The organism is Nocardioides ginkgobilobae, from assembly GCF_054781275.1.
Genome location: NZ_BAAGUS010000029.1, coordinates 1 through 16,737, shown reverse-complemented (window position 1 = coordinate 16,737; position 16,737 = coordinate 1). Strand labels below are relative to the sequence as shown.

Sequence of the window (16,737 nt, the reverse complement as noted above, 5' to 3'; positions counted from 1 at the left end):
CAACGGACGGCTCGAGCACCTACGCGGATCAGCGCTCGGGTTCCGCAACCTGACCAACTACATCGCCAGGAGCCTGCTTGAGACCGGCGGCTTCAGACCCCTACTACACCCCGGTCTGTGAAGAGCCTGTAACCGTGAGGGGAATTGCATGCCTTAACGTCTTCCCCATGACTGGACGCCTGTTCACCTCCGAGTCCGTGACCGAGGGCCACCCGGACAAGATCGCTGACCAGATCAGCGACGCCGTGCTCGACGAGATGCTGCGGCAGGACCCCACCTCGCGGGTGGCGGTGGAGACGCTGCTGACCACGGGCCTGGTGGTGGTGGCCGGCGAGGTGACCACCAGCGGGTACGTCGACATCAAGTCGATCGTGCGCCAGAAGATCCTCGACATCGGCTACGACCACTCCCAGAAGGGCTTCGACGGCGCCTCGTGCGGCGTGATGGTCGCGATCGGCGGGCAGTCCGGAGACATCGCGCAGGGCGTGGACACCGCGCACGAGTCGCGCACCGAGTCCTCGGCCGACGAGCTGGACCGGCAGGGCGCGGGCGACCAGGGCCTGATGTTCGGCTACGCCTGCGACGACACCCCCGAGCTGATGCCGCTGCCGATCAAGATCGCCCAGACGCTCTCGGAGCGGCTCTCGGCGGTGCGCAAGGACGGCACGCTGCCCTACCTCCTGCCCGACGGGAAGACCCAGGTCACCATCGAGTACGACGAGGACGACCGCGCGGTGCGCGTCGACACCGTGGTGCTCTCCACCCAGCACGAGGCCGGGATCGACCTGGAGACCCGGCTGCAGCCCGACATCGCCAAGCACGTCATCGCGCCGGTGCTGGAGCAGTTCGACATCGACTCCGACGGCTACCGGCTGCTGGTCAACCCCACCGGGACGTTCGTGGTCGGTGGGCCGATGGGCGACGCCGGTCTGACCGGTCGCAAGATCATCGTCGACACCTACGGCGGCATGGCCCGCCACGGTGGTGGCGCGTTCTCGGGCAAGGACCCCTCGAAGGTCGACCGCTCGGCCGCCTACGCGATGCGCTGGGTGGCCAAGAACGTCGTGGCCGCCGGTCTCGCGCGGCGCTGCGAGGTCCAGGTCGCCTACGCCATCGGCAAGGCCCAGCCCGTGGGCGTATTCGTGGAGACCTTCGGCACCGGCACGGTCCCCGACGAGCGGATCCAGGCCGCGGTGCTGGAGGTCTTCGACCTGCGCCCGGCCGCGATCATCTCCGACCTGCAGCTGCTGCGCCCCATCTACAGCCAGACCGCGGCGTACGGCCACTTCGGCCGGGAGCTCCCCGACTTCACCTGGGAGCGCACCGACCGCGCCGACGCGCTCAAGACCGCCGTCGGCGCATGAGGACCGCATCGCCTGTTCAGTAGGCGCCGCGAGGGCTCAACACAGCGCCTAAAGTGCGAGCGAGGATGGCAAGGTCCTGCACCATCGACCAGTTGTCCACGTAGTACAGGTCGAGCCTGATCGCTTCGTCCCACGAGAGATCTGAGCGTCCCGAGACCTGCCACAGCCCAGTCATCCCGGGCCTGACATGGAGCCTGCGAGTGGCGCGGTCATCGTACTTCTCGACCTCGATCGGAAGCGGCGGTCGGGGTCCAACGAGACTCATCTCGCCGGTGAAGACGTTGAACAACTGCGGGAGCTCATCAATGGAGTAGCGACGCAGCCATCGCCCAGGGCGCGTGACCCGGGGATCGCACTCCATCTTGAAGAGCCCCTCTGTATACCCGACCTGGGCGTGGAGCTCGGCGAGGCGAGACTCGGCGTCAACGACCATCGTGCGGAACTTGCGGCAGGCGAATTCCTCGCCGTTGCGTCCGATCCGCGTCTGGTGGAAGAAGACCGGTCCCCGGTCGTGCAGCCAGACGCTCACTGCTGCGAAGGCCAGGAGAGGTGCGAAGGTCAGGATGAGGGCGCCGGAGCCGATCACGTCGAAAGTGCGTTTGCCCCAGCGCGAGGCATCCGTCCATGTCGGGGGATCGATGTGGATCAGGGGCAGACCTCCCACGGGACGGATCTTGATCCGCTCCCCAGAGATGTCGCTGACGGACGGAGCGACCACGACCTGGATGTTGTGCCGCTCCAGGTCCCACAGTGCCTTGCGGAGCTGGCTGGAGGCACCGACTGACCCACCCGCGAAGAAGATGATATCGGCCTGCATCGTCACGGCCAGAGAAGTCACCTCGTCGGCGTTGCCAACGACGGGGACTCCCGTCGCCGTCTCCTCAGTGATGTCGTACTCGGGGGTGAGGGCTCCCACCACCTGGTAGCCGAGCCAGGACTCACGTCTCAGCACCACGGCGATCTCGTCGACGTGGGAGCGGGAGCCGGCGATCAGGACGCGCTGTTGCAGCACTCCACGGGTGCGAGCCGTCTGGATGGCTCGCCGCAGCACCAGCCGTCCTGTCAGCAAGGCGGGGACCCCGAGGAAGAACGCCATCAGGAAGAAGCCGCGGGAGAGTGGGAAGTTCGTGAGGTAGCAGCCGACGCCGGCGAGGCTGGCGGCGATGAGGCTGGCATTGAAGACCCGCTTGTACTCGTCGAGGCCGGCGCCGAAGACATCTGTGCGGTAGCCACCAGAGACTGCAATCGTGGCCACCCAGCCGAGGATCATCAGCGGGCCGGCGAAGGTCAGTGTGCTCTCGACGTCGGCCGAGGCGGTGAAGATCGCCAGCTCGCGGCGCCCCACGATGGCCACCAGGCCCACGACGAGCATGATGGTGAGGTCGATGGCCAGGGCGGTCAGCGGCAGTGCCCTGAGGTAGCGGCTGCGGGCGCCCGTGGCCCAGCGACTGGTGGTCTCCGACAACAGCGTCATCCCTGCTCGTCCCCATGTCGTCCGCATGCGCGGCCATGCCTGCCGCCCGCGTCATCGGGGCGCCTGCGCACCACCGACGGGGGTGGCGCTCCTGCACCATACGGTCGCTGCCGCCGTTGCGCATCAGGTTCATGTTGCGGCTGCGTGAACGCTGCAGCGCGCGGGGTGGCTGACCACGCGTGCACCCGACCTGAGACGCTTGGAGCGCCGGTGCACCCCGGCACCGATCGTCCCCCAGGTGATGAGGTACCGATGCGAGTCCTGACCGGCGCCGAGCCGACCGAGAACATCAGCGACGAGGACCTGGCCGCGCTCTACGCGCCGCCTGCCGGCGAGGCGTTCCTCCGGGTCAACATGGTGAGCACCGTCGACGGCTCGTCGACCGGCGAGGACGCACTCACCGGCTCCATCAATAACGCCGCGGACCAGCGGGTCTTCGCCATGCTGCGGACGCTCGCCGACGTCGTCATCGTCGGCGCCGGCACCGCCAAGGCGGAGAGGTATTCGCCGATCGAGGGGACGCCGATCGTGCTGGTGTCCCGTAAGGCGCAGGTGCCGGAGTCGCTGCAGGGTGCGCCGACGGGCTCGGTCTACCTGGCGACCTGCTCCCGGTCGGATGGCTTGGCTTCGGCGAAGGAGATCCTTGGCGCAGACCACGTGCTCGAGCTCGGGTCGCACCGGGTGGACCTGCCGTTGCTGAAGCAGACGCTCGCCGAGCGCGGCTGGACCTCGCAGCTCAGCGAGGGTGGGCCGCACCTGCTGCGCGACCTGGTGTTCCAGGGCTGCGTCGACGAGCTGACCGAGACGACCGTGCCGCGGCTGGTGGCCGGCGCGTATCCCCGGATCACCGAGGGTGCGCCGATCGACGTGCCGTTGCGGCTCACCATGCTGCTGGAGGACGAGGGGACGCTGTTCGGGCGCTGGGCGCTGGGGCAGTGATGCGTAAGGTCTTCGCCGGTCTGCTCGGGTTGGGGCTGGTGGGGGCTGCGGTTGCGGTTCCGTCGCCGGGTTTCGAGACGGTTGCTAGCGCAACCTCCTCAACCAGCGGTGGGGACGGTCTCGACGACGCCCTCGCTGGCGCTCGGGCTGCTCGACCATCGGTGGGTTTCGAGACGGTTGCTAGCGCAACCTCCTCAACCAACGATGAATCAGTCGTCCGGTTGTCGTTGCGGGAGACCAAGCGGGACCTGCGGGCGGATGTGCTGGAGCTGCCGAACCTTGACGGGGGCACGACCGAGTTCGACGTTGAGCCGATCCAGGTCATGGAGGCGGGGCTCGCGGCCGAGCACCCGAAGCTGAGGTCCTACGTCGGGCGGGCGGTTGAGGACCCCAGCTCCACCGTTGCGGTCTCGGTCACGCCGCTGGGGGTCTCGGCTTCGGTGCGCGGGGATGAGTCGTGGGTCGTGGAGCCGGCGGGTGTTGGCGGGGGTGCGCGGCACCTGGTGTCACCCGATGGTCTCGACGCCCGCTCGCTGGCGCTCGCTGCTCGACCACCGGTGCCGTTGCAGGAGCCCTTGGTTTCGAGACGGTTGCAGAGCAACCTCCTCAACCAGCGGGCGGAGCCAGCATCGAGCGGCGAGGTGGTGCGGCGGACGTACCGGCTGGCGTTGCTGAACGACCCGACGTACGCGGCGCACTTCGGGAGCGAGAACGTGCTGGCGGCGAAGGTGGCGCTGGTGACGCGGCTCAACCAGATCTACAACGACGATCTCGGGGTCAGGTTCCTGCTCGTCGACGACACCGAGAGGCTGAACCTCGACACCGAGGCTGAGGCGACCGGTGCGGACGGGCCGTGTGGTGCCAATCCCTGCTTCGAGCCCAGGGCTGGGAACCAGCCGGGGATGCTCGACCGCTGCGACATCGACACCCTCGGCCGCGCGCGGCTGGTGCTGGGCAACTTGATCGGCGCCTCGGCCTACGACGTCGGCCACGTGATGCTGGGCGTCAACGGCGGGGGAGTGGCCTGGCTCGGTGTCGCCGGGCGCGACTACGCCGCCGGCGGGTGCACCGGACTGGCGGAGCCGCGCGGGGACTTCTTCTACGTCGACTACGTGGCGCACGAGATGGGGCACCAGTTCGGCGCCCAGCACACCTTCAACGGAGCCGGCGACTTCTGCGGCGCCAACGGCTCCGATGCCTCGGTCGAGCCGGGCTCAGGGTCCTCGATCATGGCCTACGCCGGCATCTGCGGCGCCGACGACCTGCAGCCGCACACCGACCCCTACTTCTCCCAGCACACCATCGGTGAGATCGGTGGGTTCGTCGGCGGCGACGTCGGCGACCTGCCGGACGTGACCGAGGTGCAGCAGGTCTCCCTGAGCGGGTTCGATACCGACGGCGACACCGTGACGCTGACCCTCGACGGTCGCTCGACCACGCTCGTCCGCGGCCCGGCGTACGACCGGGACGGCGTGCAGGACGCGATCTCGGCGCTCGTCGGCAGCCGGGTGCGGATCGCGCGCTGGGACTACGACCCGTACCTCGGACAGCAGTCGCCGCAGGCGGCGGGGATCGGGCAACCGTCGGACGCCGGCTTCCAGGTCGTGTACGGCAGCTCGCTCAACCCCGACCAGGGCGGCGAGCGAACTGATCGGCCCGAGCTGACCGCGGTGGGCGGCCCGGGGGTCGAGGCCAGCGTGGTCGAGATCGCCCGTGGTGGTGAGCCGCGGTCCGGGGGCGCCGAGGAGACGTCGGGCAACCAGCCGCCGGCCGTGACCGCACCGCAGCGCAAGACCATTCCCATCCGGACGCCTTTCCGGCTGACCGCGTCCGCGACCGACCCCGACGGCGACGCCCTGACCTACTCCTGGGAGCAGGACGACCCGGGCGTGGGGACGGCGCTCTTCGACAACCGCAAGGTCTTCGGGCCGCTCTTCCGCCAGTTCGGCGACAACGCCCGGGTGACTCGCGCTGGAGCACTCGAGAGCCCATCGCCGGGTCAGAACAGCGCCTCCTCGGAGCCGACGCGGTGGTTCCCCGACCTCGAGCAGGTGCTGCGGGGCCGCACGAACGCGGCGACCGGCCGCTGCCCGGCGGTCCGGGGGTCGCGGGTGCGGGACCGGGTGCTCGACTGCTACTCGGAGTTCCTGCCGACCGAGGTCTACCGCGGCGGGGCCGGCGTGGGCCGACGCACCATGCACTTCCGGCTGACGGCCCGGGACGCGGCTGCCGGCGGTGGAGGCACCGGGCACGCCGACGTGGCGCTGCGAGTGCGGCGCTCCGCCGGGCCGTTCCTGGTGCGGTCGCAGCGGACCGGTCGCGACGTCGCCGCCGGCTCCAGTGTCGGGGTGCGCTGGGCGGTCAACGGCACGCGTGACCTGGCGAAGAAGGTGCGGATCCTGCTGTCGACCGATGACGGAGCGACCTGGTCGACGGTGCTGGCCAACAACACCCGCAACGACGGCAAGAAGAAGGTCCGCATCCCTGAGGGGACCACCGCTGACTCGGCGTGGGTGATGGTCGAGGCGCGGGGGAACTACTTCTACGACGTCAGCGACGAGGCGTTCGCGATCCGATAGCAGCCTTGGTTTCGAGACGGCGCTGGCGCGCCTCCTCAACCAGCGGCGGGCTCAAGCGTTCACGTCGATGTCACACGCGCGGTGGGAGATGGCAAAGACCTCCGATAGCGTCCGCCCTGTGAAGCGCGCACTCATCACCGGCATCACCGGTCAGGACGGCAGCTACCTCGCCGAGCTGCTCCTCGGCAAGGGCTACGAGGTGCACGGGCTCATCCGCCGTGCCTCGACGTTCAACACCAACCGGATCGACCACCTCTACCAGGACCCGCACGCGGAGGGCGCGAAGCTCTTCCTGCACTACGGCGACCTCTCCGACGGTGCCCGGCTGGTCACGCTGATGCACCAGATCCAGCCGGACGAGGTCTACAACCTCGCCGCCCAGTCGCACGTGCGGGTCAGCTTCGACGAGCCCGAGCACACCGGCGACACCACCGGCATCGGCGCCATGCGGCTGCTCGAGGCCGTGCGGCTCGCGGGCGTGGACTGCCGCTACTACCAGGCGTCCAGCTCCGAGATGTTCGGCGCCACCCCGCCGCCGCAGAACGAGGAGACCCCGTTCTACCCGCGCTCGCCCTACGGTGCCGCCAAGGTCTACGCCTACTGGGTGACCAAGAACTACCGCGAGGGATACGGCACCTACGCGGTCAACGGGATCCTCTTCAACCACGAGTCCCCCCGCCGCGGCGAGACCTTCGTGACCCGCAAGATCACCCGCGCGGTCGCCCGCATCCAGGCCGGCCTGGAGGACCACGTCTACCTCGGCAACCTCGACGCCGTCCGCGACTGGGGCTACGCCCCGGAGTACGTCGAGGGAATGTGGCGGATGCTGCAGGCCGACGAGCCGGACGACTTCGTGCTCGCCACCGGCGGCAACTTCACCGTCCGCGACTTCGTGGTCACCGCGTTCGAGCACGCCGGCCTGGACTGGGAGAAGCACGTCCGCTTCGACGAGCGCTACCTGCGGCCCACCGAGGTCGACGCCCTCGTCGGCGACGCCTCGAAGGCCGAGGCGAAGCTGGGGTGGAAGGCCACGGTCCAGACCGACCAGCTCGCCAAGATCATGGTCGATGCCGACATCGCGGCGCTCGAGCACGAGGGCCGCCCGTGGTTCGACCGGGTCGAGCTCGAGGGGTGGCCGGAGGTCGGGACGCCCGGGATCACGGGTGTCTGAGGCGGCCGTGGGCGGGTCCACCGGGTTCGAGCCCGGACCGCTGGACCGGGACGCGACGACGTACATCGCGGGGCACCGGGGTCTGGTCGGGTCGGCGATCTGGCGTGCGCTGGAGGCCCGGGGGCACTCGGCCCTGGTCGGTCGCTCGTCGGCCGAGCTGGACATCAAGGACCGGGACGCGGTCTTCGCCTTCTTCCACGAGACCCGGCCGCGCTACGTCGTGCTGGCCGCGGCCAAGGTCGGCGGCATCCTGGCCAACAGCACCTACCCCGTCGACTTCCTCTCCGACAACCTGCGGATCCAGACCAATGTGATGGATGCAGCCCTTGAGGTGCGCACCGAGCGGCTGCTCTTCCTCGGCTCCTCCTGCATCTACCCCAAGCTCGCCCAGCAGCCGATCACCGAGGACTCGCTGCTCACCGGTCACCTCGAGCCGACCAACGACGCCTACGCGATCGCCAAGATCGCCGGCATCCTCGGGGTGCAGGCGGTGCGACGGCAGTACGGCCTGCCGTGGATCTCCGCGATGCCGACCAACCTCTACGGCCCCGGCGACAACTTCTCGCCCACCGGCTCCCACGTGCTGCCAGCGCTGATCCGGCGCTACGACGAGGCGGTCGCCTCCGGCGCGGACTCGGTGACCAACTGGGGGACCGGGACGCCGCGCCGGGAGTTCCTGCACGTCGACGACATGGCCGACGCCTGCCTGCACCTGCTCGAGCACTTCGACGGGCCGCAGCAGGTCAACGTCGGCACCGGGCGGGACACCACGATCAAGGAGATCGCCGAGACGATCGCCTCGGTCGTCGGGTTCGCCGGCGAGACGCGCTGGGACGCCTCCAAGCCGGACGGCACGCCGCAGAAGCTGCTGGACGTCTCGAAGCTGCGCGACGCCGGCTGGGAGGCGCGGATCGGGCTGCGGGAGGGCCTGGAGTCGACGGTGGCGTGGTACCGCGAGCACGTGGCGGAGCTGCGCGAGGTCGGTTGATCCGTCACCGCGTGTGCGTTACGTGGGAGCCTTGCGCATGACCACCAGCCGGCCGCGGATCTTCGTCGCGGAGCTGGACTCGGTGGCGACACGCCGCCTCTACAGCGATCACCAGCTGACCGACGTCGAGGTGGAGGCGCGGCTGGTGGGCGCGCTGCGGCTGGCGCACCTGGTCGGCGGCGAGATCCTGGTGACCGACGCGATGCTCCTCGACAGCCGCTTCTTCACCGAGCTGGAGCCGGGCGAGCTGGCGACGCTGCTCGGGTCCTCGCCGCAGCGGCTGCCGCTGACGGTGCTGCACCGCGAGCCGACCCTCGCCGAGGCGCTCGAGGCGAAGGTCGCCCGCGGTCCGGGCTTCCGCTGGCAGCTGGCTGGGCCCACTCCGGCTGAGGACTGGATCGGCCCGGACCTGCGGGCCGAGTGGGCGCGGTGGGTCCGTGCCTCCGAGCGCGGGCAGATCGGCAGCGAGCCGCTGCTGGCCTGGCCGGACGGCACCGCCAAGCCGGCGTTCCGGGTCGACCTGGACCTCTCGTCGACCTCGGAGGCGGGCGAGGTGGCCGAGCTGATCGCGTCGACATCGCGGGGCGACCGTTCGGCGGTCTTCGACGCCTACGACCGCGGTCTCGCGAGCGCGACCGACCCAGCGGTCCACGAGGAGCTCCGGCGGCTGCGCAGCGCGTACAACACGGCGTATTTCGATGCGATGGCGCGCCAGCACGAGGCGGAGTGGGTGACCTTCACCGACACCGGCCAAGCGGGCGCGCAGGCGCCGGGCCGGGAGATGATGCGGGTCTCCGGGCACCTGCTCGAGACCGCCACCACCGCGCCGCCGCCGGTCTTCGCACAGATCGTGCACGCCACCACCTCTGAGCGCGAGGCGTTCTTCGACGGCCGGCGACGGCGGCACCTGCTCGCCCTCGCCTTCCGGGCTGACGCCGTCACCAGCGTCCCCAGCCTGTGGCAGGAGGTGCGCGGAGTGGCGCGCTCGGTCGTCTTCGCCCTCCTGGCCGTGCTGATCGCCGTCCCGGGTCTCAGCGACCAGGCGGGGTGGCTCGCGTGGTCGGTCTTCGCCGCCAGCGTGGTGCTCGCGGTCCCGTGGGACGCGCCCGCCGTCATCAGGAACGTGCTGCCTAGCCGGCTCGACGCGATGCTGTCGGTGAGCCGGTCGTGAGCGACTTCGTGAAGGTGTGGCGGTCCTCGCCGCCGTTCCTCGCCGTCGAGAGCGCCGAGGTCGAGCACCACGGCCGCGCCTGGACCCAGCACCGCGTGGTCGTCGGGGACGGCGCCGGCGGCGTGGTGATGGTCGCGTTGCGCGGTGGCACCGTCGGGTTGGTCAGGGTCTGGCGCCCTGCCGTGGGGGAGTCGCGACTCGAGCTCCCGCGCGGCATGCGGGAGGGGGCGGATCCCGAGGACGACGCGCGCCGCGAACTGCTGGAGGAGACCGGGCACGCTGCGGTGTCCGCGCGGAAGCTGGGTGAGCTCGACCTCGACACCTCCCTGGTCCCCACGAGGATCCACGTCTTCGAGGTCGTCATCGGCGAGGGCAGCCCCGGGCCGAGCGACGGAGAAGTCGACGAGGTCGTCTGGGTCGGGGCGTCCGAGCTGCCGCGGCTGGTCGCCGAAGGGGTCGTGCGGGACGGCATCAGCCTCGCGGCACTGGCGATGTGGGCTGCCTCAGGTGGGTCCTCGGGCTGAGCCGGTGCTGCGGTGATGTTCCCGGACGTTCACACCGGGGCGTCATCGCTCTTTACCTACGGGCTCGATGCTGGCCGGGTGACGACCTCCGAGCGGTGCCCGCGGTGCGGCCACGACGTGCGGCATCCCGTGCCCGTCGCGGACGGGGTCAAGAAGGCGGTGCCGGGGATGAAGCCGGCGCGGCAGCAGTGCGCCGCTCCTGGGGTCGAGGGCTGGCCGTGCCACTGCCGGTCGCGGTGGCACGTGCGGTAGGTCGCCGGGGTCTCGACGACGGCTCGCTGGCCTCGCCTGCTCGACCGCCGGCGAGGCCGCAGATCGTCAGGGGGCGAGGCCGGCGGTGCGGAGGGCGGCGACCAGCTCGGTGGCGATGAGGGCGTGGCCGGTGTCGTCGGGGGTGGGGGCGGACCAGCCGTCGATCTGCGGGCGGAGCACCAGGACGTCGGGGTCCTCACGCCAGGCGCGGGCCACGGTGCGCTCGCGGGTCTCGAGCTGGCCGGTGATGCCGTCGGGGGCGAAGGCGGTGACCACGACGACCGGCACGTCGCCGTACTGGCTCTCGATCGTCGTCCGGAGCTCCTCGACCGCGGCCTTGGCGGTGTCGTTGGGGGCGTCGGCGCCGTAGGCGCCCTGGACGATGACGAGGTCGGGGGCCAGGTCCGGCGGGGACTGGACGAGCAGGTCCAGCAGGGTCGGGGGTGTGGAGACGTAGCCGGCGCCGGTCATGGTCGCCAGCCGCACGTCCCAGCCGAGGTCGCGCGCCAGCAGGCTGGGATAGGAGGTGCCGGCGCTCGAGGCGCCGCGGCCGTCGGCGTACCCGTCGCCGACGAGGAGGACGACCGGCTGGGGGCGGTTCTCCGTGGGCTCGAGGACCTCGAAGGTCGGGTCCTCGTAGGGCGGCTCCTCCATCTCCGGGACCACCTCGTCGGGGCTGTCGGGTGCGGCGGGGAGGTCGTCACCGCCACCACCCTCGCCGTCGCCGTTGCCGTTGCCGCGGTCGTCCCGGTCCGGCCGGCTGTCGTCGCTGCCGGAGGGGTCGATCGCGACCTCTGACGCGGCGTCGGTGGCAGCGGCGATGTCGTCCTGCCAGCGGACGTACCCGAAGGCCGTGCCGCCGATCACCGCCACGGCCAGGAGGACGACCAGGAGCCCGGCCAGCGAGAAGCCGGCCGAGGCGGAGGAACCGGGAGCGCGGCGCACGGGCGTGAGTGTAGGGGTGCTGCGACGTTCAGGGGTGTCGAGAAGGGTGGCCGGTCCGGGTCTCGTGGCTCGCTGCGCTCGCACCTCGACCAGCGCTGGGGTGGACCATCCGGGGGGATGAATGGACGGGTGTCGCACGACTGGCACAGTGTGCGGCTTGTGAGGGTCAACGACTGGCTGCCCGTGAGCGCCGCCTCCCTGGTCACGGGGGCGATGGCACTGCTGCTCGCGAGCGCGCTGACCCAGAACGGCGACGACCCCGGCGCGACGCTGATGATCGTCGAGGAGGCCAGCGGGCGCTGGCTGGGCGGGGCACTGATGTTCTTCCTCGCCTCGGTCGGGCTCGTGCTGGGGCTGCCCTCGATCATCGTGCTCGTCCGCGGCCCGGGGCGGCGCACGGCGATGGCGGCGTGTGCGGTGCTGGCGGTGGGGTACGTCGGGACGGCGGGGTACGCCGCGCTGCTGGTCTTCCTGCGGTCACTGGTCGTCACCGACTCGGTGGACGCCGCGTCACTGACCGACGTCTCCGAGGAGGCCGGCCTCCTGACCTTCGTGGCGATCTGGGTCGGGGCGTTCTACATCGGCGAGCTGCTGCTCGCGGCCGCCCTGCTGCGCGCCGGGCCGGAGGTCATCGGGCCGTGGGTGCCGGCGCTGCTGCTCCTGCACGTGGTCGTCGCGCTCGTGTCCACGGCCGCCCCCGACTGGGTGGGGCGCGTGACGGTGGTGCTGGCGGCGCTCCCGCTGTGCGCCATCGGGATCCGGGTGACGCAGCGCTAGGAGCCGGCGCCGTGCCCGCTCGCTCGCTCAGGGGCGGTAGGGGATGCCCGAGATGCCGCGCTTGGTCACGACCCGGTTGCCTGCGCCCGGGGCGCCGCGGCGCTCGAGCGCGTAGGCGCCGACCACGCGGGAGGGCCGGTCGTAGGTGACCCGCACCGGGCCGTTGCCGCCCTCGGTCGACCACAGCTTGCCGCCGCCCCAGCGGGGACGGCCGTCGAGGTAGCGGGTCTCCAGGAGCAGCCGGTCGCGGGTCGCCTGCCCGACGACGTACGACGACTCCCCGCGGTAGAACAGCCCGCCGTGCGCGACCTGGACCAGCCCGCGGCGGCGGGTGACGGTGTGGTCGTGCACCTCGCCGGTGAGGTAGAGGTCGACGTCGTGGCGGCGCAGGAGGCGCAGCAGGTCGCTGCCGCCGTACGTCAGGGCCGAGGAGAAGCGCGTGCGCACCGGCCCCATCACGGGCGTGTGGCCCTGCACGACGACCCACGGGACGCGCTGCTGCTTGGCTCTGCGCAGGGTCGTGGACAGCCAGCGGCGCTGGTCCTCGTCGAGGCGGACCGTCACCCCGCCGCCAGGGCGGGGGCGGAAGACGTCGACGGAGACGAGGAGCAGGTCCGGGCTCAGCCGGGTCGCGTACGCCGTGTGCCGCGCCTGGCCGCGGGGCGGGTGCGAGACGGCGCCGGTCCGGCGCAGGTCGTTGCCGGCTCGAGCCTCGGCGGCGCGGACGTCGGGGTAGAGCCAGCGGGAGGCGACGCCCTTCCACAGCCACAGGTGCTTGCTCTTGAACCGCAGCCAGGCGTCCTGGTCGGGGTTGCCGGTCGGGCGCCACGGGTCGTCGCCGATCTCGTGGTCGCCGATCGCGGGGTAGGCGGGGAGCCCTCGCTCTGCGAACCGTGCGTGCCACTGCTTGAGGTAGACCTTCGCGGCCTCGCGGACGGCTCGGCGTCGCTGGTCGACCGTGCGGGTGGGGCCGAAGACACCGGCGCCGGTCACGTCCTGGCCCCAGGCGCCCTCGACCATGTCGCCGGCCACCAGCAGCGACTGCGGGTCGTGGCGGAGCATCTGGGCGATGACGTGGTCGAGGGAGGCCTCATAGCTGTCGTTGGTGCTGGTGGGCATGCCCCGGCGCCAGAACGGGCTGCTCCGCACGTCGCCGACGTCCTGGTTGAGGAAGTCGGGGTGGGAGACGAAGCGGTAGGCGCCGTCGACCCTCGGCAGGCCACGGACGGTCGGGCGGTCACCAGGGTCGGCCGCGGCGCGCTGGCCGGTCTCGGCGGCGAGGACGATCTCCGTCGTCGTGCTCTGGTGGTTGGGAGCCAGGGTCAGCAGCAGGGCGGCCGCCGCGGCCGTGGCGGTGGTCCGGACGGCAGCGCGCAGCCGCCGGCTCCCCATGACCCGAGCGTGCACGCACCGAGTGAAACACGGCCGGGCGCATCGACCACAACGCGCGGCGTCGGTGCCTGCGGCAGGCCGTCGGCGACCGACGTACGGCAGGTCCTCGGGGCCGGGCGGGGCCCACAGCGAGGACGGCTCAGTGCTCAGCGGCTGGGTACCGGGCGCCCACTTGCCCGCTCGAGGAGGGACCACGCATGGATGCCAAGGACACGATCAAGCAGACCGCGAAGGCGGTCGGGGACAAGGTCGAGGACGCCGCCGGCGCCGTCGCCGAGAAGGCCGCCAGCCTCCTGGAGCCGCCGATCCCGGGCTCGCCCGGCAGCGGCACGCCCACCGTCGAGGAGCCGACCGAGCCGCGGGAGCCGCTGCCGCCCAAGGACGACCAGGCCCAGCCGAGGCCGATGTCGCCGACCGGCGCGGAGAGCGCCGACCCGCCGACCGCCAGCGCGCAGCAGGACGCCTACCTGACGACCGCCACCGGCGTACGGATCGGCGACAGCGACCACTCGCTCAAGGCAGGTGAGCGGGGTCCGACGCTGCTCTCGGACCACCACCTGCGCGAGAAGATCATGCACTTCGACCACGAGCGGATCCCCGAGCGCGTGGTGCACGCCCACGGCGCCGGGGCGCACGGCACCTTCGTCGCCAACGGGGCGGCGAGCTCGGTGAGCCGGGCCGCGGTCTTCGCGCAGGGCGAGGAGACGCCGGTCTTCGTGCGCTTCTCCACGGTGCTCGGCTCGCGCGGCTCGGCCGACACGGTGCGCGACACCCGCGGCTTCGCGACGAAGTTCTACACCCGCGAGGGCAACTGGGACCTGGTGGGCAACAACATCCCGGTCTTCTTCATCCAGGACGGCATCAAGTTCCCCGACGTCGTCCACGCCGGCAAGCCGCACCCCGACCGGGAGATCCCGCAGGCGCAGAGCGCACACGACACCTTCTGGGACTTCGTCTCCCTCCACACCGAGGCCCAGCACCACACGATGTGGAACATGTCCGACCGGGGCATCCCGCGCTCCTACCGGATGATGGAGGGCTTCGGCGTCCACACCTTCCGGCTCGTCGACGCCGAGGGGGGTACGACGCTGTGCAAGCTGCACTGGAAGCCCCGCCTCGGAGTGCACTCGCTGACCTGGGAGGAGGCGCAGCTCGCCGGCGGCTTCGACCCCGACTTCCACCGACGGGACCTCTACGACGCGATCGAGTCCGGCGCGCACCCGCAGTGGGACCTCGGGCTCCAGCTCTTCCCGGACACCCCCGACCAGACCTTCGAGGGCATCGACCTGCTCGACCCCACCAAGATCGTGCCGGAGGAGCTCGCGCCGGTGCAGGTCGTCGGCACCATGACCCTGCACGGCAACCCGACCAACTTCTTCGCCGAGACCGAGCAGGTCGCCTTCCACACCGGTCACCTCGTGCCGGGCATCGACATCACCGACGACCCGCTGCTCGCGGCGCGCAACTTCTCCTACCTCGACACCCAGCTCACCCGGCTCGCCGGGCCGAACTTCAACCAGATCCCGATCAACCGCCCGCACGTGGCGGTCAACGACAACCACCGCGACGGCTACCACCAGCACGCGGTGCACGGCGGGGTCGCGCCGTACAAGCCGAACTCGCTCGACGGCGGCTGCCCGTTCCTCGCCGGAGCCGAGGAGGGAGCCTTCGTCGACGTGCCGGTGCAAGTGCCGGCCGCGCGGAAGGTGCGGGCCAACCCGGCGTCGTACGACGACCACTACAGCCAGACCCGGATGTTCTACCGCTCCATGACCCCGGTCGAGCAGGAGCACATCATCCACGCCTACACCTTCGAGCTCGGCAAGTGCTACGAGCAGGCGATCAAGGAGCGCCAGCTGCAGTGCCTGGCCGAGATCGACGCCGACCTGTGCGAGCAGGTCGCCACGGGGCTGGGGCTGCCGGCGCCCTCCCCGGCGCTGTCGGTGCCGGACGTCGCCGCCAGCCCGGCGCTGTCGCAGCTGGGCGGGGAGTGGCCGCCCGACGGCCGGATGGTGGGCATCGTCGTCGACCCCAGCGGGGACCTGGACGGCGTCGAGGAGGTACGCCGCACGCTGCTCGCCGCCGGTGCGGTGCCGCTCGTGGTCGCCCCCCACGGGGGGCAGGTCGGCTCGGTCGGGGTGCAGCGGACCTTCGCCACGGTGCGCTCGATCGAGCTCGACGCGGTGCTCGTGGCCGGCGCCGTCCGGCCCGCCCCCGACGCGCTCCCGGCGCGGGACGCCCGGGCCGGTGAGGCCGTCGCCGCCCTCGACCCGCGCGTGGCGCTTCTGCTGGAGGAGTGCTTCCGGCACGCGAAGGTGATCGGGGCCTGGGGTGAGGGGTCGTCCGTGCTCTCCGCGCTCGGGATGTCGGAGGCTGCCGGCGTGGTCGTCGGCGAGTCGGCCGCCGGGGTCCTCGGTGAGGTCAGTGGGCTCATGGCCTCCCACCGGGTCTGGGAGCGGTTCCCGGCGCGGGTGTGAGGTTCCGCGGGCCGGGGGCGGGTCGGGGCTGGATGCCTCGGCTCGTGCCTGGCTCGGTGCCATACGAACGGCTCCCGGCCCGCAGGCGGGTGCCGCGGGCGGACTGTGACCGGACCTCCGTAGGGTGGCGCGGTGTCCGCCCACCGCCTCGTCCTGCTCGTCGCCGGGGCGTGCCTCACCCTGCTGACCCTGATGCTGCTCGTCGTGCCCTCGGCAGCGATGGGGCGGGTGCTGGTGGACTTCCGGGGGCACGGACTGCACCAGGGGGACGTGCCGGTGCTGGGCGTCTGGGCGATCGGGGTCGGGGCGCTGGCGTGGGGGTGGCGGCGGGGCTGAGGCGACTCGCTTGCAACGTGTTGCAACCGAGTCAGCTGGATCGACTGACTCCGGCCTGTGGAGAAAGGGACCTCAGGTCACGGTCGGGTAACGCCTGTCCGGTCGCCTGTGGAGGACCCCTTGTCGGGGCCGTAAGTGAAGCTCCTATGTCTGGTCAAGCGGTCGCGAGCCATGCTCGGTAGCGGCTGACGACCTCGGGGGTGACGAACTGGCCGCGTTCTGTGCGGCTGATCGTCACCGGGGCAAGTCCGAGTGCGGCGGCGGCCGCGCCGATGGTGATGTTCTTGGCTTGTCGGGCTGGGCGCAGATCGTGGACGCCGAGGTCCTGGTGTGGACGGGTCAGCTGCT

General features: G+C 71.4%; 14 protein-coding genes. 10 read left to right on the top strand and 4 right to left on the bottom strand.

The annotated features are described in order from the left end of the window. Positions 1-167 precede the first annotated feature (167 nt). The gene (gene metK, locus ACYVID_RS17640; RefSeq protein ID WP_460739312.1) at positions 168-1,364 is read left to right on the top strand and encodes a methionine adenosyltransferase; all 1,197 of its coding nucleotides are present in this window, start codon (positions 168-170) and stop codon (positions 1,362-1,364) included. Between the two features lie 16 nt (positions 1,365-1,380). Here the strand turns inward: metK and ACYVID_RS17635 are convergent, their stop codons facing one another. Continuing rightward, the gene (locus tag ACYVID_RS17635; protein WP_460739310.1) at positions 1,381-2,838 is read right to left on the bottom strand and encodes a sugar transferase; all 1,458 of its coding nucleotides are present in this window, start codon (positions 2,836-2,838) and stop codon (positions 1,381-1,383) included. A gap of 210 nt (positions 2,839-3,048) precedes the next feature. Between ACYVID_RS17635 and ACYVID_RS17630 the strand changes: the two genes are divergently transcribed. From ACYVID_RS17630 to ACYVID_RS17605, 6 genes are all read left to right on the top strand, one after another. Further along, a complete protein-coding gene (locus tag ACYVID_RS17630; protein WP_460739308.1) occupies positions 3,049-3,777 on the top strand; it encodes a dihydrofolate reductase family protein in 729 nt (242 codons plus the stop codon). Between the two features lie 590 nt (positions 3,778-4,367). Next, complete coding sequence (locus ACYVID_RS17625) at positions 4,368-6,356, top strand: reprolysin-like metallopeptidase (protein ID WP_460739306.1); 1,989 nt, start codon at positions 4,368-4,370, stop codon at positions 6,354-6,356. 118 nt (positions 6,357-6,474) lie between these two features. Further along, a complete protein-coding gene (gene gmd / locus ACYVID_RS17620; RefSeq protein ID WP_460739304.1) occupies positions 6,475-7,527 on the top strand; it encodes a GDP-mannose 4,6-dehydratase in 1,053 nt (350 codons plus the stop codon). Then, positions 7,520-8,515, top strand: coding sequence for a GDP-L-fucose synthase family protein (locus ACYVID_RS17615; RefSeq protein ID WP_460739302.1), 996 nt, complete (start codon positions 7,520-7,522; stop codon positions 8,513-8,515). The genes gmd and ACYVID_RS17615 overlap by 8 nt, the downstream gene beginning before the upstream one ends. 37 nt (positions 8,516-8,552) lie before the next feature. Then, entirely contained in the window at positions 8,553-9,686 is a 1,134-nt protein-coding gene (locus tag ACYVID_RS17610; protein WP_460739300.1) for a hypothetical protein, read from the top strand. Continuing rightward, a complete protein-coding gene (locus ACYVID_RS17605) occupies positions 9,683-10,210 on the top strand; it encodes an NUDIX hydrolase (protein ID WP_460739298.1) in 528 nt (175 codons plus the stop codon). Before ACYVID_RS17610 ends, ACYVID_RS17605 begins: the two co-directional genes overlap by 4 nt. A 318-nt stretch (positions 10,211-10,528) precedes the next feature. Here ACYVID_RS17605 and ACYVID_RS17600 read toward each other — a convergent pair whose 3' ends face one another. Further along, a complete protein-coding gene (locus ACYVID_RS17600; protein WP_460739296.1) occupies positions 10,529-11,407 on the bottom strand; it encodes an SGNH/GDSL hydrolase family protein in 879 nt (292 codons plus the stop codon). Positions 11,408-11,566: 159 nt separating this feature from the next. Here ACYVID_RS17600 and ACYVID_RS17595 point away from each other — a divergent pair, with 159 nt between their 5' ends. Beyond that, positions 11,567-12,184 carry a hypothetical protein gene (locus tag ACYVID_RS17595; protein WP_460739294.1) on the top strand — a complete coding sequence of 206 codons (618 nt, stop codon included), beginning with the start codon at positions 11,567-11,569 and terminating at the stop codon, positions 12,182-12,184. Positions 12,185-12,211: 27 nt separating this feature from the next. Here ACYVID_RS17595 and ACYVID_RS17590 read toward each other — a convergent pair whose 3' ends face one another. After that, positions 12,212-13,591, bottom strand: a complete 1,380-nt coding sequence (locus ACYVID_RS17590; RefSeq protein ID WP_460739292.1) for a metallophosphoesterase family protein — start codon at positions 13,589-13,591, stop codon at positions 12,212-12,214. Positions 13,592-13,773: 182 nt separating this feature from the next. On the opposite strand from ACYVID_RS17590, the gene ACYVID_RS17585 reads away from it, so the two are divergent. Together ACYVID_RS17585 and ACYVID_RS17580 are read left to right on the top strand one after the other, a co-directional pair. Next, complete coding sequence (locus ACYVID_RS17585; RefSeq protein WP_460739290.1) at positions 13,774-16,053, top strand: catalase; 2,280 nt, start codon at positions 13,774-13,776, stop codon at positions 16,051-16,053. Positions 16,054-16,185: 132 nt separating this feature from the next. Then, positions 16,186-16,389: a hypothetical protein gene (locus ACYVID_RS17580; protein WP_460739288.1), complete on the top strand. Its 204-nt coding sequence runs from the start codon at positions 16,186-16,188 to the stop codon at positions 16,387-16,389. A 154-nt stretch (positions 16,390-16,543) separates the two neighbouring features. Here ACYVID_RS17580 and ACYVID_RS17575 read toward each other — a convergent pair. Beyond that, a partial coding sequence (locus ACYVID_RS17575; protein ID WP_460739286.1) for a helix-turn-helix domain-containing protein occupies positions 16,544-16,737 on the bottom strand: 194 nt, incomplete at its 5' end.

Coding starts and splice junctions, on each gene's coding strand:
- ACYVID_RS17585 (WP_460739290.1), top strand. CDS start 13,774: ATGGATGCCAAGGACACGATCAAGCAGACCGCGAAGGCGGTCGGGGAC.
- metK (WP_460739312.1), top strand. CDS start 168: ATGACTGGACGCCTGTTCACCTCCGAGTCCGTGACCGAGGGCCACCCG.
- ACYVID_RS17635 (WP_460739310.1), bottom strand. CDS start 2,838: ATGACGCTGTTGTCGGAGACCACCAGTCGCTGGGCCACGGGCGCCCGC.
- ACYVID_RS17610 (WP_460739300.1), top strand. CDS start 8,553: ATGACCACCAGCCGGCCGCGGATCTTCGTCGCGGAGCTGGACTCGGTG.